The sequence below is a fragment of the Aliidiomarina celeris genome (genome assembly GCF_003316875.1).
GTDB classification, from domain to species: Bacteria; Pseudomonadota; Gammaproteobacteria; order Enterobacterales; family Alteromonadaceae; genus Aliidiomarina; species Aliidiomarina celeris.
In genome coordinates this window covers 492,852-518,938 of record NZ_QMIL01000002.1, presented here as the reverse complement: position 1 = coordinate 518,938, position 26,087 = coordinate 492,852, and the positions used below count along the sequence as shown (strand labels likewise).

Genomic DNA, 26,087 nt, shown 5'->3' with positions numbered 1-26,087 from the left:
CATGATCAGCACTTGGTACGGTGAAATTCAGCCCGACCTCTTTCAGCAACTCAGCCAAGTTCGCGTGCTTATTTGCGATGTTGACGGCGTGTTTTCAGACGGCCGTATTTACATGGGCAACCACGGCGAGGAATTAAAAGCTTTTCATACCCGCGACGGGCTTGGCGTAAAAGCGCTACGCAGTGCCGGCATTGAAGTTGGCGTGATTACCGGCCGTTCGTCGAACATTGTTGAAACCCGCATGCAAGCACTCGGCGTGCCCTTTATTTTCCAAGGCCAAGACGACAAACATGGGGCATTCAACAGCATCTTAGAACAGTTACAACTCACACCTCAGCAAGCCGCGTATATTGGCGATGACAACCCCGACTTACCGCTGATTCAACTTGCCGGCTGCGGTGTTGCTGTATTTGACGCACACCCTGCTGTGCAGATGGCGGCCGACTACATAACGCGCAATAAAGGTGGCTTTGGCGCGGTACGGGAAATCGCCGACCTCATTTTACTCGCACAAGGTAAAATTCATCAGGTTATGGAGAGCAGTACGTGAACCTTCGTACCTTATTGCTCAGCCTCGCGTTAGTAATTGGCGCAATTTTGTTGCTCTGGCGACCCTTTGCGCCCGATCAAGAGCAAATCAGTACTCCTGAACTTGTGCAGCGCATTCCCGACTTTACTGCAGAAAACTTAGTTACCCGTATTTTTGAGTCCGATGGTCGTTTGTCACATCAAATTCGGGCGGAAGAAATGTCGCACTTCAGTGACATTCAGCTTACTGAGCTGGTAAAGCCAACCTACACCAGCCATTTAATTGGTGTTCCTGAACAAGCCGGTGAGCTTTGGCAAATTGAAGCGGAACTCGGGCGCTTCATCAACGAAGAAAAACTTGAATTGATCGAGCACGTAGAGGTCACGAATTTGTCTGAGATCGGGTATATTCGAACCATTGAAACCGAATATTTAGCAATAGACCTTATTCATCAGCGCATGCTTACAGACGCAGAAGTACTTATTTCAGGGCCACAGTTTTTTATCCGCGGTATTGGCATGCGCGTTGACCTTGTGTCACAACAATTGGAACTAATAGAACATGTTGAAACAATTTATCACCCTCGCGCTGCTCAGCAGTAGCCTTGGGCTCGTTGCTTTTGCGCAAAGTGAAGGCTCTATTCAGGGCACGTTAGCGAGTGATTTTCAGCAACCCGTGCAAATTGAAGCGGACCGCGAGTTTCTCGACCTACGCGCCGATCTTTTTCGGGTAGAAGGCAATGTAATTATTACCCAAGGCAGCCTTATTATTCAGGCCGACCGACTTGAAATAGAGGGCTTCGGCAATGAGCAAGGCGACGCCGAACGCTTCATTGCCACCGGTTCGCCCGCCACCTATGAGCAAACCATTGAGCTCGGTATGCGGGTAACTGCCAGCGCCGACAAAATAACCTACAATGCTACCGAGCGATTGCTCACACTCGACGGTAATGCAGAATTAATGCAAAGCGGCAACTCCGTGCGCGCATCACGCATTAGCTACGACCTAGAAAAGCAACAAATTACGGCACTACGAGGAACAGAAGACGGGCAGCGTGTGCGCACACGGCTACAGCCTCGTGATCCGAACGACACCAGCAACCAAGGGAATAATGAATAGCTATGGCGCAATTGCGGGTTGAACATATTGCCAAAGCCTACAAAGGCCGTACCGTTGTAACCGACGTAAGCCTCAGCGTAGATGCGGGCCAGGTGGTTGGTTTGCTCGGTCCAAATGGTGCCGGTAAAACCACAACGTTCTACATGATTGTAGGTTTAGTACCTAACGACAAAGGTAAAATTTGGCTTAATGACCAAGACATTACATTGTCGCCCATGCATGAGCGTGCACGCCGCGGTATAGGTTACTTACCACAAGAATCGTCGGTATTTCGTAAACTTACCGTGCGCGACAACATTATGGCGATATTAGAAACACGTAAAGACCTCAGTGCCGACGAACGCGAAAGCAAGCTCGACAGCTTGGTGAGTGAATTTAGTATTGGTCATATTGTAAATAGTTTAGGAATGGCGCTGTCGGGCGGTGAGCGTCGCAGGGTAGAAATTGCCCGTGCACTCGCCGCTGATCCCAAATTTATTTTGCTCGACGAGCCTTTTGCCGGGGTAGACCCTATTTCTGTGATCGACATCAAGAAAATTATTAACCAACTCAGGCAACGTGGCATTGGCGTGCTGATTACCGACCACAACGTGCGCGAAACCTTGTCGGTTTGTGAACAAGCTTATATTGTTAGTCAAGGGCAATTGATTGCACAAGGCTCGCCACAACAGGTACTGGCGAACCAAAAAGTAAAAGATGTTTATCTTGGTGACCAGTTTTCCTTGTAATTCACGGCAAAATCGCAATCATATAAAGTAACTGCCATCTCATTTGTGAGCGAATAAGAACTCGATATATGAAACAAAGCCTGCAGCTAAAATTTGGTCAACAACTTACAATGACGCCCCAGCTGCAGCAGGCGATTCGTCTTCTCCAGCTGTCGTCGATGGATCTTCAGCAAGAAATTCAAGACGCCCTCGATTCCAACCCGCTATTGGAGGTTGCAGAAGAATACGACGGCACTCCAGACGAGCCACAAGTTCGTGAAAAAGACACCAGCACCATGGAAACCTCAGACGCCATGGCCAGCAATGACATGCCCGACGACCTGCCCGTTGACTCCACCTGGGACGACACCTGGTCGGCAGGGTCGAGTTCGCGAACAGGGGGTGCTGCCGGCGTCGCCACCGACGAAGACTACGTTTACCAAGGCGAAACCAGCGAAAGCCTGCAAGACTATTTACTCTGGCAAATGCGTTTGTCACATTTCAGTCCCACCGACGAAGCCATTGCCGAAACCATTATCGACGCCATTGACGACGCCGGTTATCTAACCCAACCATTAGAAGATATTCTACTAGCGGTGCAACGCGACGACCCCGACATTGAGCTCGACGAAGTGGCAGTAGTGCTTAAACGCATTCAACATTTCGACCCATTAGGAGTTGGCGCGCGCGACGTAGGTGAATGCTTACTTATTCAGCTAAGCCACCGCCCCGAAAACACGCCCTATTTAGCCGAGACCCGCGACATTCTAAAGCACCACTTAAGCTTACTTGGCAACCGCGATTACCGTACCCTCGCGCGTAAAACGAAACTGAAAGAAGACGAACTGCGCGAGGTGATGAAACTCATTCACGAACTGCAACCTCGCCCTGGCGAAGACTTTATTCATCATGACTCGGAATATGTAATCCCAGACGTGTCGGTCACCAAACGCAACGGCCGTTGGGTAGTAGAGCTTAATCCAGACGCGTTGCCGAAGGTGAGAGTAAACGAAGAATACGCCGCACTTTCGCGCAATGCTCGCAACGCAGAAGACAGCCAGTACATTAAACAACACGTACAAGACGCCCGTTGGTTTATTAAAAGCTTAGAAAGCCGAAATGAAACTTTATTAAAGGTTGCTAATTGTATTGTTCAGCGGCAACAGGCATTCTTTGAGTATGGCGAAGAAGCAATGAAACCAATGGTGTTAAATGATGTCGCAGAAAGTATAGAGATGCATGAATCCACCGTGTCACGAGTGACTACACAAAAATTCATGCATACGCCGCGCGGCATTTATGAGTTGAAGTATTTTTTCTCAAGCCACGTCAGCACGGAAGACGGCGGCGAATGTTCCTCTACCGCCATTCGAGCCTTGGTTCGAAAGTTGGTAGCGGCAGAGAATCCCGCAAAGCCATTGAGCGACAGCAAAATAGCCGAACTTATGGCCGAGCAGGGAATTCAAGTGGCAAGGCGTACTATTGCGAAGTACCGGGAAGCATTAAATATCCCGCCTTCCAATCAACGCAAAAGTCTATTGTAACTCAGGCAACATAAGGAAGAAGCACTATGCAAATTAATCTGACAGGCCATCATATTGAAATTACAGAAGCGCTACGCGACTACGTAGACAACAAATTTGCGAAGCTCGAACGCCATTTCGACCACATTAATAATGTTCATGTGATTCTAAATGTTGAAAAACTCATTCAAAAAGCGGAAGCTACCCTGCACTTGAACGGTGGCGAGGTGTTTGCAACCTCAGAACATAGCGATATGTATGCCGCCATCGACGGCTTAATCGACAAACTTGATCGGCAAGTGATTAAGCATAAAGAGAAACTTAAACAACACTAGGTGAGTATGGAACTCCGTGACATTCTCAGCTTGGACTGCACACGTTGTGCAGTCCAAGAAACAAGCAAAAAGAAAATTTTAGAACTCATTGCGCACATGGTCGCCCCTAAGTTGGGTGGCGTTAGTCGCGACGATGTATTCGACAGCCTCTTACAACGAGAGCGTTTAGGAAGCACCGGCATTGGTTTAGGTATTGCCATTCCACATGGCCGTTTGTCGAATGCCAGCCATCCTGTAGCAGTGCTTATAACACTCGAGTCGGCTATCGACTTTGAAGCCATTGACAACCAACCGGTTGATATTATTTTTGCTTTGTTGGTACCTGAAAACGAGCCAGAAGCGCACTTAAAAACCTTACAAGCGGTTGCGCAAAAGCTCAATAATAGAGACTGCTGCCGTAAATTAAGGGCCGCCAAAACAGTCGACGAACTCTACCACCAGTTTCTAGAAAGCGACGCCACATGCAGCTAATAATTGTCAGTGGTCGTTCTGGCTCAGGCAAAACAATCGCCCTTCGGGTACTTGAAGATCTCGGTTTCTACTGTGTCGACAACCTCCCGTTACCCTTACTTCCGGCTCTTATTCACTCAGTCAGCGACTACGAGTCGGTTGCTGTAAGTGTTGACGTACGTAACGTACCCGAAGACGACGCAGCACTTGCCGACGCACTGGACTTTTTACCCGACCAAGTAAAGCCTGAAATATTTTTTATCGACGCGCAGCTCGACGTGCTGCTGCGCCGCTACGGTGAAACCCGGCGTGTGCACCCATTGTCTTACCTTGAAACGTCGCTACCCGACGCAATAGCGTTAGAAAGCAAAGTATTAGAGCCCTTAATAGCGCGTGCCACATGGCGAATCGACTCCAGTACGATGAGCGTTCATGAACTGAGTGAGTTAGTGCGCGAGCATGTGCTGGGGCATAAAACCAATACGCTCATTTTAAGCTTTTTATCCTTCGGTTTTAAATATGGTTTGCCGGCCAACGCCGACACTGTGTTCGACGCTCGTATCCTGCCGAACCCGCATTGGGTGCCGGAGTTAAAGCCCTACACCGGGCTCGACGAACCCGTTGCCCATTATTTAGCGGGCCAGCCGTTGATTACCAAGTTTATTCACCAAGTCGAAACCTTTATCGACACGTGGCTACCGTACTTTGAACGCAGTAATCGCAGCTATTTAACCATCGCGATTGGTTGCACTGGGGGCCAGCACAGGTCTGTTTACATTGCCGAAGAGCTCGGCAAACGCTTCCAAGACCGTATTCAGTCGCTTAAAGTTAAACACAGAGAGCTCGAGGCAAAGCATGCCAAATCTTAGCCGTACCGTAACCATTCGCAACAAACTGGGTTTACATGCACGCGCCGCTACAAAGCTAGCGAAACTGTGTCACCAGTTCGACGCCAGTATTAAAATTCGCCAAGATGGCAAAGAAGTGGACGCAAGTAGCGTGATGTGTTTAATGCTGCTAGCGAGCCAGCAGGGGCGGCAAATCGACATACTCACCACAGGCCCAGAAGCAGAAGCTGCCCTCAACGCCGTAGAGCAGCTTATTGAAGCTAAATTCGACGAGGAAGCCTAGCCTCCTCGTTCTCCTTATTCACCCGCTATTTTCATTTGCGCTAACAAAATAGAGCCAGTTTGCACGCCATGGCGATGGTCAACATCGTTGCCTACCGCAACAATTGACCGCAGCATGTCTTTCAAGTTGCCGGCTATGGTAACCTCGGTAACAGGAAACTGAATTTCGCCTCCTTCCACCCAGAACCCTGCAGCGCCGCGGCTATAGTCGCCAGTAACCATATTTACCCCTTGGCCCATTAATTCAGTGACCACAAGGCCGGTGCCCATACGTTTACAGAGTGCGGCAAAGTCGTCAGTACCGTGTTCCACCAGCCAATTATGAATACCACCAGCATGGCCAGTGGGCTCCATTTTGAGCCGACGTGCGGCGTAGCTGGTGAGTAAATAAGTTTCCAACACGCCGTTACGAATGATTTGCCGTGGCTGTGTGGCAATGCCCTCGTGATCAAACGGCGTGGACGCCAAGCCACCTTTAATCATCGGGTCTTCAAAAATATTGAAACTGTCGGGCAACACTTGTTGGCCAAGCTGGTCGAGCAAAAAACTGGTTTTTCGATACAAATTCCCACTGCTGATAGCTGCGACTAAATGGCCAATCAAACCATGGGCAATGTCGCGATGAAAAATAACCGGTGCATTGGTGGTCGCGAGTCGGCGCGCACCCAAACGTGCCACGGTCGCCTCAACGGCCTCTTTTGCCACCAACTCAGGCGCCACTAAATCACTTTGTTTACGCGCCAAGGTATACGCATAATCCCGTTCCATGCGATCGCCCTGTTTTGCAATAGGCATACAGCTTAAACTATTACGAGAACTTAAATAGTGGCCCAAAAAACCGTGGGAGTTGCCGTACATACGAAAACCACAATGGCTGGCATAACTCGCCCCGTCGCTGTTTACAATACGCTCGTCGGCATTCAGCATTGCACGCTCGCAAGTAAGTGCTTGCTCACTTGCAAATTCAGGGCTTTGGTCGGCAGGATAAAACAACTCTGGGTCTGCGTAGTCTTTTGCCATTAACTCTGCGGCTGCTAGCCCAGCGTACGGATCGGCTTCGGTCCAGCGTGCTATTTCACAGGCTTTCTCTACGGTAGCGGCCACCGCCTGCGGTGATAAATCAGCAGTACTTGCGCTGCCTTTTTGTTGGCCCCGATAAACCGTAATACCTAACCCGCCGTCTTGGTTAAACTCAACGGTTTCAATATCGGCCATACGCGTGCTTACCGACAACCCACGGCTATAGTTTAACGCGCATTCAGCCGCTGTGGCGCCGCGTTTCTTGGCCAGTTTTAGTGCTTCAGAAACAGCGCTCTGCGCTCTTTCTACATCTTGGTGTAATTGTTCTTTACTACTAATCACAAAAGCCTCTCTGCTTTGCTTCCTGTTTTCACAACCATAACACTCTCAAGTGCTTTCCTGATAAACTACAGAACTTGAACGTTCATGTTAGCCACGGAATATAATCATGTCCCAGGACGAATTTTTTGAAGACGACGATTCCCGTCTAAATAAGTCAGCGCGTAAACGCGAAGTGCACGCTATTACCGACCTTGGCGCCAAGCTCGTTGACATGCCACCGAGCCAAGTTGCTGAATTGCCTATCGACGGTCATATCCTTGAAGCCATTACCCTTGCGCGTAAAATTCGCAACAAGCATGTGGGCTTTAAGCGCCAAATTCAGTACATCGGCAAGCTACTTCGCAACAGCGACCCCGAACCCATTTTTGAGGCGTTGGCCGAGCGCGAACGAGCTCACTTACATGAGCAACAGCAATTTCACGCCCTTGAAAAATGGCGCGACCGGCTCATGGAAGAAGGCGACGACTGCATTCAAGCCGTTGTTGACGAATGGCCTCATGCCGACCGTCAACACCTACGCCAACTGATTCGTACCGCGCGCAAACAACGCGAGCTGAATAAGCCTCCAGCAGCATTTCGCGAGCTCTTTAAGTATTTGCGCGAGCTCGCAAGCCAATAGCTGTTTTTTAGTCGGTGCCACCCACGGTCATGCCGTCGATTTTCAAGGTCGGCTGGCCGACACCTACGGGCACACTCTGGCCGTCTTTACCGCACACACCAATACCGCTGTCGAGTTCTAGATCATTACCAACCATCGACACGCGGCGCATGGCGTCTGGGCCATTGCCAATCAACGTCGCACCTTTTAAGGGTGCGGTAATTTTCCCATTTTCAATCAAGTAGGCTTCCGACGCACTGAATACAAATTTACCGGAAGTAATGTCCACTTGCCCTCCCGAAAATTGCGGCGCATAAATGCCATACTGCACTGAGGCTATAATTTCGTCACGGGTGTGGTCGCCACCCAGCATATAAGTATTGGTCATGCGCGGCATCGGTAGATGGGCGTACGACTCACGCCGTCCGTTACCGGTAGGATTCACCCCCATCAGCCGAGCATTCATTTTGTCTTGCATGTAACCCACCAAACGGCCATTCTCAATCAATACATTGTTGCCGGTTTGGGTACCCTCGTCGTCCACCGATAACGAGCCGCGACGGTTCGCCAAAGTGCCGTCGTCAACAATGGTGCAGCCTTTTGCCGCCACCATTTCGCCCATCATACCCGAGTAGGCTGAAGCGCCCTTGCGGTTAAAGTCACCCTCTAACCCATGACCAACCGCTTCGTGTAGTAAAACGCCAGGCCAGCCTGCACCGAGCACCACCGGCAGTGTGCCGGCAGGCGCAGGGCGCGCTTCGAGCATAACCAAAGCTTGCCGTACGGCTTCTTCCACATAAGCCAAATAACGCGGTTTGTCGCCCACTTCAGGCGCCATAAAATAGTGGTAATCCATTCGCCCACCACCGCCGGAACTGCCTCGCTCTCGGCGCCCGTTTTGTTCCACTAACACAGTGCAATTCAAACGCACCAAGGGGCGAATATCCGTGGTAAAGGTACCGTCGGTTGCAGCCACTAAAATATGTTCCCAAACACCGGTTAAACTCACCGCAACTTCGCATACCCGCGGATCGAGCTTGCGTGCATGTTTATCCATACGCTGCAGTAATTCGATTTTCTTTGCTTCCGACAAACTCGCCAAAGGGTCGTCGGCCACATAAAGTGGCGCATGCACGGTTGGGGTTAAAATACGTACGCTTTTGTCTTGCCCTTGTTGTGTAATACCGCGCGCCGCATTGGCCGCGTCCAACAACGACTGTTCGGAAATACTGTCGGCATAGGCAAAACCCGTTTTCTCTCCGGTAATAGCACGAATGCCTAAACCCGCTTCAATGGTATAGCTACCACTCTTTACAATACCGTCTTCCAGCGCCCATGCTTCATGCACACTGTGCTGCAAGTAAATGTCGGCAAAGTCTATCGCCGAGCTGTACAGGGTTTTTAATCCTCGCTCTAAAGACGCTGCGTTCATGTTATTGCGCGTTAGCAGCAAATCAGTCACTTGCCGTTGCGCGCCGTTCGTAATGTCATTCAGGCTCAATGAATTTCACCTCAAATTGGTTATGTTGCTGCACAGGCATTTTTTCCCGCAGCGCGTGTAAAGCATTTAAGTCGAGTGTTGCTGAAACAAGGCCTTCACCCGCTTCCAGTTCATTCACTACTCGCCCCCAAGGGTCTACGATCATCGAATGGCCCCAGGTTTCCCGACCGTCGGCATGCTTGCCTTCTTGGTCTGGCGCCAACATATAAACTTGATTTTCGATGGCTCGGGCTTGTATCAGCGGCTGCCAATGCGCGGCTCCCGTAACCCGAGTAAAGGCCGAAGGCAGTGCAATAAGCTCAGCACCTTGTGCTCGAAGCGCGCGAAAGAGTTCTGGAAAGCGCAAATCATAACATACTGCTAGCCCAAGCTTACCCAAGGGTGTTTCAACCACCACAAGACGATTCCCCGGCCGAGTGTAGCGCGACTCTTGGTAGGTTTTTGTGCCGTCATTCACGGCTGCGTCGAACAAATGTATTTTATCATAACGCGCGACTTGCGCGCCGTTCGCGTTATAAAGCAAAGACGCAGCAGCATAACGTTCGCCTGCTTGCACCGGAATGGTGCCGGCCACTACCCAAACGTTATAGGTTCGCGCCAGCTGCGCAATAAACTGCTGCACCTCGCCACTGCCCTCGGCTTCTGCATAACGGCCAAGTGCCGACTCTCCAGCGCCAAAATGCGAGAAAGCTTCTGGAATGAGCACCAATTGGGGGCGTTCTGCGGGTAACTGGGCAAACAAACGCTGCAAGGTAGCCTGATTCTGTGGCCAATCGGCAGCACTGGTAAACTGCAATAAGGTTACAGTAGCCATCAACTAACCTCCTTCTTGCTCTGGCTCTTGCTCTGGCTCTGGTAAAACAGGTGGCTGCACGCTTTGTTGAATACGCTCAAGTTCTTCTTCTGGAATTTCTACGTCACGGGCGTCACGCTGAACCTCCGAAATAACAGGGTCGTCAATCGTTCCGGTTACCTGATACTGCAAACGCGAGATCACTTTCGCATCGTACAGCATGCGGTCAATAACCAAAGCCGCGATACCACTTGGCGGATTCACCATCCAGGCTAACAGAATTGGCAAACTTGAAGTTACCTTCGGGGTATAAGTGAGCTGGTAGTTCAAGCCTTGGCCAACTAAGTCGGTGGTTCCCCGTACCTCAAGGTCACCGGCCGAACCAATCATTTGGGTGTTGTCGGTCGACACCACCCCATTGTTCAACTTGAAGTTGCCATTAAAGCTCGAAAAGAACATTCCACGGGCAAAAATATCGCGAAAATCGAGCGTGAGTTTTCGCACTAAACTGTCGAGGCTTAAAATCGAGAACAAGCGCGCACCGCCGTCACTCACGTCGCGTAAATACCCAGCGCCTAACTCACTTTTAACCGTTCCGTTCAAATTTGCGACCTCTACGTCGAGCGGTGCGCCCAACCATTGCAAATCCACATCAACTTTCGCACTGGAGTCGCGCACCACAGAATTAAACCCCCATTCCTGCAGCAAAGCGCTAATGTTATTGCTATTAAATTGGCCTTTTAAATAGCTACTCAATTGGTTGTTATCAGTACCCCAGCCGCCACTCAATTCAAGCCGAGTGCCCGAACGCAGCAAACGAATATGACGCAGCTGATCCTGCTCCAAACGTGGGTCAATTCCCAAAGTCACCCGGCCTAGATCGCGCCCGTCATAACGGCAAATGCGGCACACAAATTCAAAGGGAGGTAAACGTGCTAGCCGATTAACGGTGTTCTGCTCGCTATTACTCGACTCATCCTCAGCAGCGGTTAAATGCTCTTTTTCAAAACGTTCAAGCTCAAGAAAGTCGGCGGTTATCAAGGTTGCGTCGCTATAGGTTGCCCGCTCTACTGTAAGGCGTGTTTGCGCCGCATTCACTTCACCCTGCCAGCCCTGCTCGGGATTATTGCCCTGCGCTAATTCACCTTTTACTTCAGTGAAGTTTTGCCCAAAGAGCTGAACGCTCTCAATATCGAAAGTAAGCTTATTCAATGCCGGAATACCCAATCCTGAAGTAGGTTCGGTATTCACGCTTTCCGGAGTTTGTAGCCCCAACAAAGGTCGCCATTCGGCATACCGAAACTCCGACAGGGCAACACCTAGCTCTAGGCCTACAGCGAGTGGTTCACTCGGTTCTAGTGCGTTACCAAGGCCCACCCACACCGACTGAAATTGCTGTTCGCCAATCGGCAAGTAGGCTTTTGCACGAAACTGTTCGTTCACTCCGGTGGTAAGGAGCAGCCGTTGCTCGTCACCCGTTATTTCCGTATTCCAAAACCATATTTCGCCCGGCGCTTTGCCGAACGGCAGCGGTAAACTACTTTCCAGCGCAGTTAAATCGCTACGTACATTCGCGCTGTAGGTAAATCCTTCGCCCGGCAGCGTTAACACGAACGAGCCTTGAGTGGCTAGTTCACCCTGCACTTGGTCGAGCCACGTTGCAGACGGAAAAGCCTGTTGAACCTGTTGGCTATTGTTTATGCCATTAAAAGCAACATTCACTTCGTAACCGGGAGGTGTTGCAGTTGTGGCAGAGCCCTCAGCTAGGGGTGGCGTGAGCAAGCCACCCGTAACCTCGAACGAAACGGGCAAGCCGCGATACAAGGCGTTTTCACTGTTAAATTGAATATTCGCGTTGTCGAAGTTTAAGGTGCCCGACACATTGTTCAATTGAGTTTGAATAGCGGCAATGGTTAGAGTTTGGTTGCGTAACCGGGCACTGCCAAAAGCACGCAGTTTACCATCACGGAATAACGGAATATCCAGCTGGAATTCGCCTGCAATAGCGCCGGCTACGGTGACCTGTTCAAGCGCAGCACCGACCGAGTTCGCCAGTGGGCTTTGGTCAAAGAGCGCCTTCACTTGTGCTGCTTCAGCCTCAGTTTGGGCGCGAATATGCAGCCAGCGATTGGGCGTGAGCATGTCGGGAAATTCAGCGCTAAGTGAGGTTGCAGCCACACCGGCAACTTCAGCGCCTTCACTTTGTATTTGCAGAATATCGTTTTCGAATAGAATGACGGCTTTGTTGGCACTTAACGCAGGCCAATCCGGCCTGAACTTAAATTCTAAGTCTTCAATTTCGGTGCGCGCTTGAAAGATACCTTCGCCCGAACGATAAGGAAAATCGGCTAATCGACCACGCCAGATCATATTCAACGAAGATATTTCACCACCTTGCACAGCGTCTACCAAATAGTTTGCTAAATCCTCACCAAGTTGCAAGGGAATCAGTGCCAAAGCGTCGAACGCGTTCATTGCACTTCCGCTGTCGGCAATTGACCACTCTAACCGAGGCGAACCTTGCCCGCCGCCGTCGAGCCGAAAACTCTGCACCACCTTCGCGTCGGGCAGGCTAAAACGCGCTTCCGGCATACGAATAGTCCAGCCACTTGCGCTGCGCTCCCAATAGCCCTGCCAATACAACTCCGAAAGTTGCTGTGCATCGGTGTATGTGCGCGGCGAATACAACGACACTTGCTCGCCAGACACTTCAAAACGGCCCGCGTTGCGATTGCTCCACATTTCAAAGTTTAGGCCAGAAACACCCGGAATACCCACGTGCGGTTGCCAGCTCAAATCGTCAGCAGAAATGTAAAACTGCAGCTCGCGTTCAGGTGTAAGCTGAACCTCAAACGCCGAGAGCGTACCTTGCGGTTGCAAACCTGCCGACCAGCTTCGCACTTCTTCGCCTGGCGACCCAAACAGGCTCCACACAGGCCCCATGTCGAGAATTTTAATGTTGTCGAAGTTCCACCGATGTCGACGGTTCAGATAATCCCAACGAATACCATCAACGGGCCATTCCATGCCGTCAATGTCAATGCGAATTGGCATGGAGTTCATTAACCAACCATTTTCTTGTGGCTCAAGTACCCAAGTGGTTGGGCTGGTGGAGAGTCGATGCCGGTCATCACCACGTCGCCATTCTAAAAAATTCTCGTCGAAATGCGCTTGGCCGCTAATAAATTGCCCTTGCTCAAAGTCCACCCACCCCCGCACGTTAAATTCCGCCCGTTCAATTTGCGCGGTAGACGTAAGCTGTTCCAGCCAAGGAGAAATGTCGAGGCGCATGGCTTCTAAATACAAACTGCCACTCAGTGCGTCCAAGTCGGCATTGTTAATTTCGGCAATAAAGTTGAGTTGGTTCGCAGTTACGTCGGGGACTTGCAATTGGCCGGTCGCTTGCCGCTTCCCGTTTCGGTTCAACCACCGCAAGTTGTCAACCAAAATAGTGCGCGTAGATCCATCGGTGCTATGAATGCGCACTTCGCTGTTACGTACCTGAAAATGCTCAAGTTGCCGCAACAAGAGGTGTTCAATAGCGTCAATAAAGGGCTGCTCGGGCAAGTTACCGCTACCCGAGGCAAAAAAATCGATACTCACGTCGTCGAGTACAAAGGTTTCAAATACCCATGCGCGCTCTACCAAAGACGACCAAAAAGACACCCGCAATTCGGTGCGGCCAATTTCAAAATTAACCGGTACATCGTCTTCCGTTAAAACCGCTAGCTCTTCGAGCACTAACACAGGCCCGCGCGAGCTCCACGCTGCGTCTAAACCACCAATGCGTACTTGCTGGCCATAATTTTGCTCAACCCAGGTTTCAATGTCTGCACGGAAATGATCAAGGTGCGGCAAGGCAAACCGCGCGGCAGAAAGTAGCACCGCAGCAATCACCACCACTACGGCTAAAGTGAGCCACAGTTTGTTGATTATGTATCCGAGCAGCCGCCAAAACTTCACTACATCATTACCACGTCGAATTGTTCTTGGTGATACATGGGCTCTGTTTTCACTTTCACCTGTTTGCCGACAAACACTTCAAGCTCTGCAAGTGCATGCGACTCGTCGTTTAGCAAACGTTCAGACACCTCGTTTGAGGCATACACCACAAATTGGTCGGCGTCGTAAGCGCGGTTCACCCGTACAATTTCACGCATAATTTCGTAACACACGGTTTCTACAGTTTTCATCGTGCCGCGGCCTTTACACACGGGGCACTCCGAACACAACACATGCTCTATACTCTCGCGCGTGCGCTTGCGAGTAAGCTCCACGAGGCCCAATGAGGTAAAACCGCTAATGCTCGTACGGGCGCGATCTTTGGCAAGTGCCACTTCAAGGCTGTGTAACACGCGGCGTTTGTGATCTTCATTTTGCATATCAATAAAGTCGACAATAATAATACCGCCCAAGTTCCGTAGCCTTAACTGGCGAGCAATTGCTTGGGTAGCTTCAACATTGGTATTGAAAATAGTGTCTTCAAGATTGCGGTGCCCCACAAAAGCACCGGTGTTAATGTCGATAGTGGTCATGGCTTCCGTTTGATCAATAATCAAACTACCACCCGACTTCAATGTTACACGGCGATCAAGCGCACGTTGAATTTCATTTTCAACGTCGAACAAGTCAAAAATAGGGCGGTCGCCCTCGTAAATTTCAACTTTATGGGTTAAGTCGGGAATAAACTCTTCCACAAACTCCTTCAGTTGCTGGTGGGCAAGGCGCGAGTCTACCCGAATGCGCTCTATTTCAACGCCTACCATGTCGCGCAGAACCCGTGCCGCAAGGTTTAGGTCTTGGTACAACATGCCGCCTTTGGCTTTGGTTTTCTTACGCTCTTGGATTTTCTTCCATAAACGCTTTAAAAACTCGGCGTCTTGAATGAGCTCCGCCTCTTCAGCCTTTTCTGCCGCCGTTCGCACAATAAAGCCAACTTCATTGTCGGCCTGCGCTGCGGCAATTGTTCTTAAGCGGTCGCGCTCATCTTCCGTGTCTATGCGTTGCGACACGCCAACTTGCTCAGAGCGCGGCATTAGCACTAGATAGCGCGAGGGAATGGTCACGTCGGTGGTCAGCCGCGCACCTTTAGTGCCAAGCGGGTCTTTCACCACTTGCACCATAATATGCTGGCCTTGCCGTACCAATTGCGAAATGTCTTTTACCGGCACCTGCTCACGGCTCAGTTCTTCTTCATGATCAATCTTAGTTAGAATGTCGGAGGCGTGTAAAAAAGCAGCTTTCTCCAAGCCAATATCGACAAAAGCCGCCTGCATGCCAGGTAGCACCCGGCTCACCTTGCCCATGTAAACATTACCCACCAAACCGCGGCGCGCTTCACGTTCAATATGAACCTCATGCAAAATGCCATTCTCAACCACGGCAACACGGGTTTCACTCGGCGTTACGTTTACAAGTATTTCTGCCGTCATTTCGTTTCTCCGCTTACCTTCGATGAGGTTGCTACAATGCCCACGCGCTCTAATAAGGCTTCGGTTTCGCACAACGGCAAACCCACAACCGCCGTATAACTGCCATTTATACTGCAAACAAAGCGTGCAGCTTTGCCTTGAATACCATAGCCACCGGCTTTGTCGAGCGGCTCACCCGTTTGCCAATACCATTCTAGGTCAGACGCCAAAAGTGGTCGAAAATTCACTTTTGTAACCATCAATTCAGTGTACTGCTGCGCGTTACTCACCACACTTACAGCTGTTAAAACTTGGTGCTCACGTCCCGAAAGGCGCGACAGCATACGCAAATAGTGTTGTTTATTTTCAGGCTTTTCCAAAATATCGCCGTCACAAACCACAATGGTGTCGGAGCCCAGTGCCACATCGGCCCCCGAACGCGCTAAACCGGCCATGGCTTTTTCGAACGCCAACCGCTGAACATAATCGGCAGCGCGCTCTTGCGGGTGAGGAAACTCTGGAATATCAACCGGTAATACATTGAACTCGACACCGAGTAAGGCGAGCAATTCGCGCCGGCGCGGGGAGGCAGAAGCCAAACATAAAGATTTCATTTCATTGCGAACCGACGTCTTATTTTGCGCAGAATTAAAAACAACCACGGCCACATTACCGCCGAACTCAAAACTGGCCAGAAGTAAGTGGGTGCTAACTGCGCGTCGTTCAAATAATATTCAAGCAGAAAAACCAGCGAGCGTTCAAGACCAATCAGAAACCCAATCAGCAGTGCTTGGTGTACCAACGAAAAGTTGCGAATACGTTGGTAATGGCGGGCAATAAAATAGGCCACCAATGCATATACGCCGGCATGAATGCCAAAGGTAGAGCCTAGTAAAATATCAACCGCCACCCCAAACAAAAAGGTAATGCCAATGCTCACCCGGTGCGGTAAAGCGAGCACCCAGTAAAGCATAATCATTAATGGCCAGTCCGGCCGCCACGGTGCTAAACCTACCGACATCGGGATCAACGCTAATGTTAGGGCAATGACTAAGGTAAGAAAAATCACTCCACGCTGAGTAAAGCTACTCGCCGTATCAATCATTCGTATCCTCCACGGCGTCGCTTGGCTGCGCATTCAATGCGTCTCTCAACGGCGTAAACACCGGTTGTCGTTCGTCGTCTGCACGCCACAGCAATAACAACATACGCAACCGGTCTAATTGCGCCACTGGCGAGGCGTACACTTCTGCAAAGGGTAAGCTTTCGTCGCGCACAATGCTGGTTATCTGCGCTACCGGGTAACCTTCTGGAAACACCCCCCCAAGCCCAGACGACAACAATAAATCGCCTTCAACCAAATCACTTGTATGCGGCACATGCATAAGTTCTAGCTGCTCCATATTGCCGGTACCTTGCACCACTACCCGAATACCGTTGCGCTCCGAGCGCGTAGGAATAGCATGGTTTTGGTCGGAAATAAGCAGTATACGCGCCGACGTTAAGCCTACACTTACCACTTGCCCCACTACGCCTTGATCGTCGAGTACCGGCTGGCCAATAAAAGCGCCGTGCGCAGTTCCCTTGTTGATAACCACTTGGTGAGAAAAGCTATTGGAGTCTACGGCAATCACTTCCGCCACCATGCGTAAACTGTCTTGCAAAGACTCCGACGCTAACAAATTGCGCAAACGCTCGTTTTCACGCAGCAACAACTGGTAACGTTGCATTTGCGCTTTCATGTCGAGCATATCGGTTTCCAGTTCAGCAATGTAAGCACGCATGGAACGGCGGCTTTGCAAGTTCTCACTGAGTCGGTCGAAGGTTTGTTCGGGCACTGTGGCAAGGTATTGCACAGGGCTAACAATGGAGTTAAGCACCACTCGCGTACTTTGCATTACATTGAGCTGGTGGTCTAAAACAATAAGCAAAAACGCTAGCAACAGGGCTAGCGTTAAGCGAAAGCGGAGTGAAATCGTGCGTATAAATAACGTGGTCACAATTAATCTTCGCTAAAGAGATCACCACCATGCTCGTCGATCAGCTCTAGCGCTTTTCCGCCACCCCGAGCCACGCATGTCAGTGGGTCGTCGGCCACAATCACCGGAATACCGGTTTCTTCCATTAGCAAGCGGTCGAGATCACGCAGCAAGGCACCACCGCCGGTGAGTACCATTCCACGCTCGGAAATGTCCGACGCCAGTTCCGGCGGTGACTGCTCCAACGCAACCATTACTGCACTCACAATGCCCATCAGTGGCTCTTGCAAGGCTTCCAAAATTTCCGCACTGGTTAGAGTGAACGAACGTGGCACCCCTTCCGCCAAATTACGACCGCGCACTTCTATTTCACGCAACTCGTCGCTCGGGAAGGCCGCACCAATTTCTTGCTTAATACGCTCTGCCGTAGCGTCGCCAATCAGTGAGCCAAAGTTGCGGCGCACGTAGCTAATAATGGCTTCGTCGAACTTGTCGCCACCAATCCGCACAGAGCTAGAATACACCACGCCATTTAACGAAATAATAGCGACTTCCGTGGTACCACCACCAATATCCACCACCATTGAGCCCGTTGGCTCCGACACCGGTAGGCCAGCTCCAATTGCCGCCGCCATCGGTTCGTCGATAAGCACCACGCGGCGCGCACCTGCACCTAGTGCAGACTCACGAATAGCACGGCGTTCAACTTGAGTTGCGCCATAAGGCACACACACCAGTACCATTGGGCTTGGGCGCAAGAAATTATTGTCGTGAACTTGCTTAATAAAGTACTGCAGCATTTTTTCCGTAACGTGGAAGTCGGCAATAACACCATCTTTCATTGGGCGAATGGCTTTAATGTTGCCTGGCGTACGGCCCAACATTAATTTAGCCGCATGGCCAACTGCCGCTACGCTCTTGTCGCCGCCTGCGCGATCTTGACGAATCGCAACAACCGAGGGCTCGTTCAGCACAATACCTTTATCTTTCACATAGATGAGAGTGTTTGCTGTTCCCAAGTCGATGGATAAATCGTTTGAAAACAGGCCACGCAGCTTCTTAAACATACTGAGGGAACCCCGTTGTTATTCTAATTATCAAAACCCGCTAACTTTAGCAAGGGCGCGGCTTAGGAGCAAGCGCGGAGGGCCTTTGATGGCACATTAATACAAAATGTTTACGCGCTCTTTTAACCTAACAAACGCCATCGCGAATAAAACCCTGACTTTGTACACAAATACTGCGGTTCTCGCTGCCGTTAAATTGCAACTCCACCGACCCTTGCCCGCACTCTTCCGCCACAGTGCTGTGGTTCGACGACACTGGGCAGCCTAACGCATTGAACAGAAAGCTAGACCCCGCACCAGCCAGTGGCGACTGCACCACCACATTCACATTCGGCGGTATGGCGAGCTGGCGATCCGCATTCGCCGCCGCGCCACAGTCGTTCGGGCTCACTTGGGCTGCACTAATTTGCACCCCATAACAAGGGTTCAAGGTGTCTTGCATAGCGCGCTGCTGCTGCAAACGCAGCAAACTAATACTTTGCGCCGCTAAAGTGGCCTCTTTCACCGCTTGGTCACCAAAAAAACGCGGCCCTACCGACACCGCCAAAATACCGAGTATCACGATCACTATGATCAACTCCACCAAGGTGAAGCCCTGCTCATCCGTTTGTGGGTTGTTTATAGTGACCATAGCGCGCCTTTCGTTCATAGAACTTACGGAAAAATGGCTGGGTAAAATTCACACTTCTTGTGTGCAGTTTAACCAAAAAAATGTAGTATGTAGAACACTATATACACTTTATTTGACACCCACTGCACGGTTTCATAGCGAGCAAGGATTATTCATGCCACCTGTGTTGCAAAAAACCAAACACCAACCAGCTCCGAGGGCGGCGCAGGGCGGCTTTACCTTGGTGGAAATTGTGGTGGGTATTGTAACCTTAGGCATTGCGCTGGTTACCCTCAGCGTATTGGTGTTTCCGCAAGCCCAGCGCAGCGCTGAACCTATACTGCAAGCGCGCGCCGCCGCTCTCGGGCAAGCCTTACTCGACGAAATTATCAGCAAAGGTTTTGATCAAAACAGCGACTTTACCGGCGGCATGCTCCGTTGCGGCGAAACCGGCGCCGACCCATGCACTTTGCCCGCTGCTCTAGGCCCAGACGGTGAAACGCGCGATCGCTTTAACGACGTAGACGACTACCATCTGTTGGAAGTGAACTTTCCCACCTTGGAAGACGCCCTCGGTAACGACCTCGCTGCCCGCTATACCAATTTCGACTTTGCCGTAGCCGTTTGCTACAGCAATAACCTTGGCGACTGCGACACCGTGGTTACACCATTTAAACGCATTGAAATAACCGTAACCACACCACTCGGCCAAAGCTTTGTGTTCTCTGCTATTCGGGGGAATTACTAATGCTCGGTACCCGTAAAAATAGAGGCTTTACCCTCGTAGAGCTCATTGTGGTCATTGTGCTGTTAGGCATTGTCGGCACCTTTACCTTTAGTTTTATTGGCACCGGCGCACGCATTTACCAAGACACCACCGAACGAGAACAACTGGTGGCCGAAAGCCGATTTGCCGTTAAACGCATTGCCAGTGAGTTACGCAACGCGCTACCGCGCAGCATTCGCGTATTAACGAGCGACCAAAACCGCTGCGTAGAATTTGTCCCTATTGTGAGCAGCAGCAACTACATTCAAATACCCCGGCCCGGCCCCACCGCCAGTGATGACTTTATTGGCATTTTACCCATTCGCAGCACCGAATTGTTAAACACCTATTTGTACGTGTACGCCACCAACGCTAGCTTTATTTATGGCAACAATGTAACGCGGCGCAAGCAAGTGGACACAGCACTTCTCGACACGCCCAGCGCTGGCCTAATCACACTCGATTACGCCGACACCCCACGCGCCTTTACCACCGAGAGCCCAGCACGACGATTTTATGCCACCAGCGAACCGATAAGCTGGTGCTACAACCAAGCACAAGGGCAAATTATTCGCTTCAGCGGCTACGGCCTACTGCCCACTCAGCCCAGTTTCGCCGCTCTCACCGCGAGTACAGGAAACCGCGAAGTAATGGCAACCCAGCTTGCGAATAACCTTACCGACACAGAGCAGTATCCGTTTCGCGTATTTGAAGCCACCTTACAACGTAGTAATCTAGTACAAATTGATTGGCGGTTTGAACGCGCCAATAGCGGCGAACGTTTACAAGTATTACACGAGGTACATGTTCCCAATGTTCCCTAACCGAAATGCAGCACAACAGCACAGCTTTGCTAAACAGCAACGCGGCAGCGCGCTGGTTATCGCGGTATTCATTATTGTGGTGATGAGCATTATTGGCATTGCCATGGTGCGTATTTTAAACGACAGCAGCCGCGCCACCGTAAGCGACGTATACGGCGCCCGCGCCTACGCCGCCGCCCGCAGCGGCGCCGAAGCTTTCCTCACCGAGTTATTTCCACTGAACGGCAGCACCAACAGCGCCCTGTGCGAGCCAAGAGCCGCCGCTCTGCCCATCAATACAGTATTCACCGGCACCTACAACCAACCCGGCCTAGTAAACTGCAGTGCCACCGTATACTGCGACCGACTCGAACTCAGCAGCCCCTTCAGCGGCACCCATTTCCGCATAATCACCGAAGGCACCTGCAGCGCCGGCACCATGAACTACTCAAAACAAATCATACTGGAGGCCAGCGATGGGATTTTTTAGGCTATTCAGTGGGATTGTTTTTGCTTTCTTCGCGCTTTTTAGTCATGCGGTACAAGCTCAACAAGCAATGCAATGCTCGCCACAAGCGCTCGATGTTTCAATTAACGAGGTATTTGGCGGTGGTGCGGGGCAAGGTAACTTAGAGTTTCTAGAACTCTATATTAATGAACCTACAGACATTTTAAATTTTCAAGTGCACTGGTATCAAAACAATTTTGTCGACAGCTTTTTTCTCGGGCGAGGAGCATTTGACGGTTATGCGGTATTGCCAGATGGAACGATTGTTCCCGATAATAATTGCCCTGCAAACTTATGCAGCACACCGACAACATTCCCGCGAGGCACATTTCTACTCTACGATTTAAAATCGGTAAGCCCGCAACGCGCAGAATTTTTGCTCACGGATAGCTCCAACTATGTTGCAGGAGCAACAGCTGATCAATTACGCAATTCTCTTGCTGCTAATCAGCCGCTTGCGGTCAATCATTTTTACTTTTATGCGAACTTTAATAATCGAATACAGAATTGGGTCACACCATTAGAGCCTGACGGTTGCGGAATTTTCACAGAAAAAGGGTCCAACGAAAGAGACATTTCAAGACTTACCGATGGCTCCGGCGATATGTTCACCGAATATCCAGATGGCTCAGCAGTACAACCAACAACAGGCGCCAGTAATATGGGGGGAAACGACAGTGTCGCTGAACAGTTTGACACCGCAGTTAACCTTGTCAAATTGGCGAATACAACTGAAGCCGCTCCTGGCGAAAGTGTTGAGTTCACTATTTCTGTTACAAACAATGGTCCTGTTACAGCAACCAATGTGGTTGTTACAGATATATTCCCCACTGGGCAGCTTACGTACGACGGCAATATTCGCTCGTTAGATGGGGGAGTCAATCAAAGTTTTGGTCAATTCGCAATCTCAGGCAACACATTCACATGGAGCTTTACCACATTACCCACAGGTAGCATAGCAACTCTAATTATCTATGCCACAGTTAGAGCCGGTGTTACAGGAAATATAACGAACACAGCGTCGGTAGACATAGCGCAAACAAATATTGGTAATCCAACGAATTTTGCAACTATTTCTGTGACTGCCAGTGACTTAAGCTACTTACAATTAAGTCACGTTGGTACAACGTCTGCCTGCTCTAGTTACGAAGTTAGCATTACTGCCTGTACCGGAGCGCTCAGCGAGAATTGCTCTGTACAATATACCGATGGCATCAGTGGAACCTTAGTTGCAGGCGCCAACTCGGTGCCCTTTTCCATTCCGAATGGTTCCAGTTCCACAGTGGTAGATATATTCGTTCCGTTTAACGGAGTTGCTGGCGACGCGCCTCAAACTGTCGTTCTCAGCACTCAAAATGAAACTGGCGTTCCATCAGACTCATCCTCACCTTATTGTCAGAAAAATAGCGGAACAATAAATAATACATCCGCGTGCGAAGTAACAGTGAGTGGAGCCGAACTTAGCTTTGATGTTCCAGATTTTATTTCCGGAATTGAACAAGGGCCTATTCAATTGTCTGCCATTGGGCTCGATGGCGGTCAACAGTGCGTGCCACTTTTCCAAGATGTTACCCGTGACATCGCGTTTACTAGCGATTACGTAAACCCAAGTACTGGAACGCTTCCGCTTGTTTTAAACAGTCAAAACCTAACTGGCTCCTTAATTCTTTCTTTGCCGTTTGACAGTAACGGCGTTACATCGATTGCGTCCTTAGATTACTTTGACGCGGGACTGAAACAACTTACAGCGACATACAATGGTTCTGCTGTTACAAACGACAATGGCATGGTCATTGTCGGTGAAGACAATTTTGTTGTGCGACCAGCCAGTTTCCAGTTCACCGATATTGTTTGTCCCGTAGGCTCTTCAAATGAAGTGACTAGCGCCTCAGGGCCAGGAGGGCTTTCTGCGTTTTGTCGAGCCGGAGAGGGTTTTGGATTTACTATTAATGCTATAAACGCGCTTGGCCAGATCACACCAAATTTTGGTAACGAAAATGTACCCGTAGCAGTTTCACTTTCCGCAACTCCGGTTTTACCAAGCCCTGGGAACGGTACTATTGGTGTGTTTACCAACCCAAGCCCCACCTTTATAAATGGAATAGCAAACGTCACTTCTGGCTATAGTGAAGTTGGAATTATTCAAGCGCAAGCCGAAACAGACAATGCTTACCTAGGTTCACAATTAGTATCTGGGCAGTCGCCCAATATCGGTCGCTTCATTCCAGCATATTTTGAGGTGAGTACAAATGTCCCTGAGTTTTCAGCACATCAACCTGGCGTTTTCCATTATCAGGGCCAGCCTATGGACTACTTCATCGAACCCATGGCCACTCTCATTGCTCGCAATATGCAAGGAAACATTACACTCAATTACTACAACACAAGTACCGGACTTTTTCGCTATGAAGTCCCCGCTATTGCAGAAATTTCAAATGCTAATTACGCAAGCATCCCTAACATCAACAGCGCAGTTCCGAATGTTGGTACTATCGCGTTAGAGCCGATCGTCGGGAATGAGCACGACGTCGTATTGACCCAATCCACCTTTGCTTTTCTGCGCTCTCCGACGGACTTACGCGCGCCCTTCAACCCTGCAAATGTAGATTTAACACTAGAACTTAATGCTGCTTGGTTTATAGACGATGATGGCGTGTGTATACGAAACAATGCAAACGCTGCGAACTGCGAACCCGTTGTGTTTAATGTCGAGTATTCAGAGCAGCGATACGGTAGGCTTGTTTTAGAGAACATTTTCGGGCCAGAAGACCAAGTTTTAGATATTAAAGCCTACATCGAGTATTGGGACGGTACACGTTTTGTACCAAACGAAGATGACGACAACACCAGTCTGAACCCATTACGATTTACTATTTTGTCATCGCCCTTTGTAACCGATCCGACCATTTTAGGAGGAGCGACTACAGTTCAAAACGGGGCCCTACCCCCCCTGTCGATGAGTTGGCAAAATGAGGATGCGCCCGACATTGGCGAATTTGAATTCAGCTATATACTCGGCGACGACAACCTAAGCACCTTATCTTCAACCGACCAGCCATGGTTAAAATTTAATTGGAGTTACACGCCTGCTACTTTAGGTGCATTCGACAACCCTCGTGCATTCGCAAGCTTTGGTCAATACCGCGGCAACGACCGTATTATTTTCTGGTTAGAGCTGCGGTAGACACAAGTTAAGCACACAAGAATATTGTCTATTGCCTCCTCAACGTACGGATGAAAAGCGTTTCACTAGCGAGTTTAGCTCTTCAATTGTATTTTCTAAGCGCTTTGCGCTTTCCAACATAGCAGTAACGTTATCGGACGCCTGCACCGAGCCGTCGGCAATATCCGTAACTTGCTGATTAATATGTTCAGCCACGTTGCTCTGCTGCTCTACCGCTGCCGCCATGCTTTGGTTGCCTTCGGCAATAGTTTGCATGGCAACGCGAATTTCATTGAGCGCTTTTTCCGTTTCGCGCACCATCTTCACACCGTCGTCGGCAGCGTGAATTCCATCTTCAGAAACCTCAACGGCGTTATTGGTACGGGCTCTAAACTCGGCAATGATTTTATGAATCTTGTCGGTGCTTTCGCGAGTTTTCGACGCCAAGGCACGCACTTCGTCGGCAACCACACTAAAGCCGCGGCCATGTTCGCCCGCTCGCGCAGCTTCAATAGCGGCATTTAATGCCAATAAGTTCGTCTGCTCCGCAATAGCAGTAATAATGTCTGCAGCTTGCCCAATAGTGTTAGTGGAGTCCGCCAGCTCATTCACGGTTTGAGAAATGGTGCCAACAGTTTCGCTTAAACGGTCAATAGCGGCCAATGCTTGCTCGGCAGTTTTTGCGCTACTGTTTACATGCGACAGTGCTTCGTCTGACTTGCTAGCGTTAATTTCTACGTTGTCGGCCACTTCATTAATAGACGTGCTCATTTCATGAATCGCCGACGCCGCTGTTTGTGTCGCATTGCCCTGCCGTTCAATAAGCAATTTACTCTCTTCCGCTTGCTCGCGAGAGTCCGTCACCCGCGCATATAACTGCTCAGTAGCGTCTTGAATCCGGGTTAACGCCGTGCGATTACGCGAGAGCTCACTGCGAATCATCAGCTCCGCCACCGACTTCGCACCCACGGATTTCGAGTACGTTCGCGCCACTAAGGGGTTATTAAAGCCCTCGGGCATAAGCTCTAAAATACCCTTCCAATTCGTTTCTTGCTGCAGGCTGGCCGCAATCATTGCCACCAGGCCAGTAACGAGCGCTAAACTTGCTACACCGCCGCCCCACACTAAACCACCAATAAGCGCAGCAATAGCACTTGGAATCCAAATGCTGCTGTGGCTCAGAGCCAACACCTTCAGTTCATGAGTGCGGCTTAGCGGGCGTTTTCCTGCACGCATACGGGCGTATACTTGCTCCGCCATTTGCTTTTGCTCTGCGCTCGGTACTACACGCACCGACTCATAACCCACAACTTCACTGCCCTGGAAAATGGGCGTTACGTACGCGCTCACCCAATAATGATCACCATTTTTCCGCCGGTTTTTCACCAAGCCCATCCAAGGCTTGCCTTGTTTCAGCGTTTTCCACATATTTTCGTACACCGCGGGCGGCATATCCGGGTGGCGAACAATATTATGCGGAGAGCCTGTTAGCTCTTCTGCAGAAAAGCCACTTACCTCACGAAAGGCATTGTTGAAATAGCGAATCACGCCACGGGTATCGGTAGCAGAAATCAGCCGTTGGTGATCAGGGAACGTATATTCACGTTGAGTAACAGGTTGGTTATTTCGCATGGCAAGCCCTTAGTTTAACGCGCAAGGAAGTCGCAAATTACTTCTTTATGAGCATATTAACTAAAGTATCGGCTTGTGGCGATGAAGAATGAGCGAAATAT

The 26,087-nt window shown here is 50.1% G+C and carries 25 protein-coding genes; 14 read left to right on the top strand and 11 right to left on the bottom strand.

All coding sequences use genetic code 11. The annotated features are described in order from the left end of the window. The first annotated feature begins 1 nt into the window (after window position 1). The 9 genes from kdsC (at window position 2) to DQW12_RS06615 (ending at window position 5,794) form a co-directional block, all read left to right on the top strand. Complete coding sequence (gene kdsC / locus DQW12_RS06655) at window positions 2-550, top strand: 3-deoxy-manno-octulosonate-8-phosphatase KdsC (protein WP_113907051.1); 549 nt, start codon at window positions 2-4, stop codon at window positions 548-550. After that, on the top strand, window positions 547-1,131 hold the full coding sequence (gene lptC, locus DQW12_RS06650; RefSeq protein ID WP_113907050.1) for an LPS export ABC transporter periplasmic protein LptC: 585 nt from the start codon (window positions 547-549) through the stop codon (window positions 1,129-1,131). The genes kdsC and lptC overlap by 4 nt, the downstream gene beginning before the upstream one ends. After that, entirely contained in the window at window positions 1,091-1,648 is a 558-nt protein-coding gene (lptA, locus tag DQW12_RS06645; protein WP_113907049.1) for a lipopolysaccharide transport periplasmic protein LptA, read from the top strand. The genes lptC and lptA overlap by 41 nt, the downstream gene beginning before the upstream one ends. Before the next feature lie 2 nt (window positions 1,649-1,650). Beyond that, window positions 1,651-2,376 (top strand): LPS export ABC transporter ATP-binding protein, encoded by a 726-nt coding sequence (gene lptB, locus DQW12_RS06640; RefSeq protein ID WP_113907048.1) that lies wholly within the window; start codon window positions 1,651-1,653, stop codon window positions 2,374-2,376. A gap of 68 nt (window positions 2,377-2,444) precedes the next feature. Further along, window positions 2,445-3,899, top strand: coding sequence for an RNA polymerase factor sigma-54 (locus DQW12_RS06635; RefSeq protein ID WP_113907047.1), 1,455 nt, complete (start codon window positions 2,445-2,447; stop codon window positions 3,897-3,899). A gap of 26 nt (window positions 3,900-3,925) precedes the next feature. Beyond that, on the top strand, window positions 3,926-4,213 hold the full coding sequence (gene hpf, locus DQW12_RS06630) for a ribosome hibernation promoting factor (RefSeq protein WP_113907046.1): 288 nt from the start codon (window positions 3,926-3,928) through the stop codon (window positions 4,211-4,213). A gap of 6 nt (window positions 4,214-4,219) precedes the next feature. Further along, window positions 4,220-4,684 carry a PTS IIA-like nitrogen regulatory protein PtsN gene (gene ptsN, locus DQW12_RS06625; RefSeq protein ID WP_113907045.1) on the top strand — a complete coding sequence of 155 codons (465 nt, stop codon included), beginning with the start codon at window positions 4,220-4,222 and terminating at the stop codon, window positions 4,682-4,684. Next, a complete protein-coding gene (gene rapZ / locus DQW12_RS06620) occupies window positions 4,675-5,532 on the top strand; it encodes an RNase adapter RapZ (protein WP_113907044.1) in 858 nt (285 codons plus the stop codon). The genes ptsN and rapZ overlap by 10 nt, the downstream gene beginning before the upstream one ends. Next, window positions 5,519-5,794 carry an HPr family phosphocarrier protein gene (locus tag DQW12_RS06615; RefSeq protein WP_113907043.1) on the top strand — a complete coding sequence of 92 codons (276 nt, stop codon included), beginning with the start codon at window positions 5,519-5,521 and terminating at the stop codon, window positions 5,792-5,794. Before rapZ ends, DQW12_RS06615 begins: the two co-directional genes overlap by 14 nt. 14 nt (window positions 5,795-5,808) lie before the next feature. On the opposite strand, the gene pmbA is transcribed toward DQW12_RS06615, so the two are convergent. After that, entirely contained in the window at window positions 5,809-7,155 is a 1,347-nt protein-coding gene (gene pmbA, locus DQW12_RS06610; RefSeq protein ID WP_113907042.1) for a metalloprotease PmbA, read from the bottom strand. 106 nt (window positions 7,156-7,261) lie between these two features. Here pmbA and yjgA point away from each other — a divergent pair, with 106 nt between their 5' ends. Continuing rightward, window positions 7,262-7,774, top strand: coding sequence for a ribosome biogenesis factor YjgA (yjgA, locus tag DQW12_RS06605; RefSeq protein ID WP_113907041.1), 513 nt, complete (start codon window positions 7,262-7,264; stop codon window positions 7,772-7,774). A 7-nt stretch (window positions 7,775-7,781) separates the two neighbouring features. Here the strand turns inward: yjgA and tldD are convergent, their stop codons facing one another. The 9 genes from tldD to DQW12_RS06560 form a co-directional block, all read right to left on the bottom strand. After that, entirely contained in the window at window positions 7,782-9,254 is a 1,473-nt protein-coding gene (gene tldD / locus DQW12_RS06600) for a metalloprotease TldD (protein ID WP_370444353.1), read from the bottom strand. After that, window positions 9,241-10,068 carry a carbon-nitrogen hydrolase family protein gene (locus DQW12_RS06595; protein WP_113907040.1) on the bottom strand — a complete coding sequence of 276 codons (828 nt, stop codon included), beginning with the start codon at window positions 10,066-10,068 and terminating at the stop codon, window positions 9,241-9,243. The genes tldD and DQW12_RS06595 overlap by 14 nt, the downstream gene beginning before the upstream one ends. 3 nt (window positions 10,069-10,071) lie before the next feature. Continuing rightward, window positions 10,072-14,010, bottom strand: coding sequence for a YhdP family protein (locus tag DQW12_RS06590; protein WP_157957866.1), 3,939 nt, complete (start codon window positions 14,008-14,010; stop codon window positions 10,072-10,074). Continuing rightward, the gene (rng, locus tag DQW12_RS06585) at window positions 14,010-15,479 is read right to left on the bottom strand and encodes a ribonuclease G (RefSeq protein ID WP_113907038.1); all 1,470 of its coding nucleotides are present in this window, start codon (window positions 15,477-15,479) and stop codon (window positions 14,010-14,012) included. The genes DQW12_RS06590 and rng overlap by 1 nt, the downstream gene beginning before the upstream one ends. Further along, window positions 15,476-16,072, bottom strand: coding sequence for a Maf family protein (locus DQW12_RS06580; RefSeq protein ID WP_113907037.1), 597 nt, complete (start codon window positions 16,070-16,072; stop codon window positions 15,476-15,478). The genes rng and DQW12_RS06580 overlap by 4 nt, the downstream gene beginning before the upstream one ends. Then, window positions 16,069-16,563 carry a rod shape-determining protein MreD gene (mreD, locus tag DQW12_RS06575; RefSeq protein ID WP_113907036.1) on the bottom strand — a complete coding sequence of 165 codons (495 nt, stop codon included), beginning with the start codon at window positions 16,561-16,563 and terminating at the stop codon, window positions 16,069-16,071. The genes DQW12_RS06580 and mreD overlap by 4 nt, the downstream gene beginning before the upstream one ends. Beyond that, a complete protein-coding gene (mreC, locus tag DQW12_RS06570; protein ID WP_113907035.1) occupies window positions 16,556-17,458 on the bottom strand; it encodes a rod shape-determining protein MreC in 903 nt (300 codons plus the stop codon). The genes mreD and mreC overlap by 8 nt, the downstream gene beginning before the upstream one ends. Before the next feature lie 2 nt (window positions 17,459-17,460). Further along, window positions 17,461-18,504, bottom strand: coding sequence for a rod shape-determining protein (locus tag DQW12_RS06565; RefSeq protein ID WP_113907034.1), 1,044 nt, complete (start codon window positions 18,502-18,504; stop codon window positions 17,461-17,463). Between the two features lie 127 nt (window positions 18,505-18,631). Next, window positions 18,632-19,135, bottom strand: a complete 504-nt coding sequence (locus DQW12_RS06560; RefSeq protein WP_157957865.1) for a prepilin-type N-terminal cleavage/methylation domain-containing protein — start codon at window positions 19,133-19,135, stop codon at window positions 18,632-18,634. 154 nt (window positions 19,136-19,289) lie between these two features. On the opposite strand from DQW12_RS06560, the gene DQW12_RS06555 reads away from it, so the two are divergent. Genes DQW12_RS06555 through DQW12_RS06540 form a run of 4 tightly spaced genes read left to right on the top strand, consistent with a single transcriptional unit; the run spans window position 19,290 to window position 24,375 of the window. After that, the gene (locus DQW12_RS06555) at window positions 19,290-19,862 is read left to right on the top strand and encodes a type IV pilus modification PilV family protein (protein ID WP_113907032.1); all 573 of its coding nucleotides are present in this window, start codon (window positions 19,290-19,292) and stop codon (window positions 19,860-19,862) included. After that, window positions 19,862-20,704: a PilW family protein gene (locus DQW12_RS06550; RefSeq protein WP_113907031.1), complete on the top strand. Its 843-nt coding sequence runs from the start codon at window positions 19,862-19,864 to the stop codon at window positions 20,702-20,704. The genes DQW12_RS06555 and DQW12_RS06550 overlap by 1 nt, the downstream gene beginning before the upstream one ends. Beyond that, the gene (locus tag DQW12_RS06545) at window positions 20,694-21,173 is read left to right on the top strand and encodes a type II secretory pathway protein (protein WP_113907030.1); all 480 of its coding nucleotides are present in this window, start codon (window positions 20,694-20,696) and stop codon (window positions 21,171-21,173) included. The genes DQW12_RS06550 and DQW12_RS06545 overlap by 11 nt, the downstream gene beginning before the upstream one ends. Further along, window positions 21,160-24,375: a DUF11 domain-containing protein gene (locus DQW12_RS06540; protein WP_113907029.1), complete on the top strand. Its 3,216-nt coding sequence runs from the start codon at window positions 21,160-21,162 to the stop codon at window positions 24,373-24,375. The genes DQW12_RS06545 and DQW12_RS06540 overlap by 14 nt, the downstream gene beginning before the upstream one ends. 39 nt (window positions 24,376-24,414) lie before the next feature. Here DQW12_RS06540 and DQW12_RS06535 read toward each other — a convergent pair whose 3' ends face one another. Then, window positions 24,415-25,986, bottom strand: coding sequence for a methyl-accepting chemotaxis protein (locus DQW12_RS06535; protein WP_113907028.1), 1,572 nt, complete (start codon window positions 25,984-25,986; stop codon window positions 24,415-24,417). Window positions 25,987-26,087: the final 101 nt, after the last annotated feature.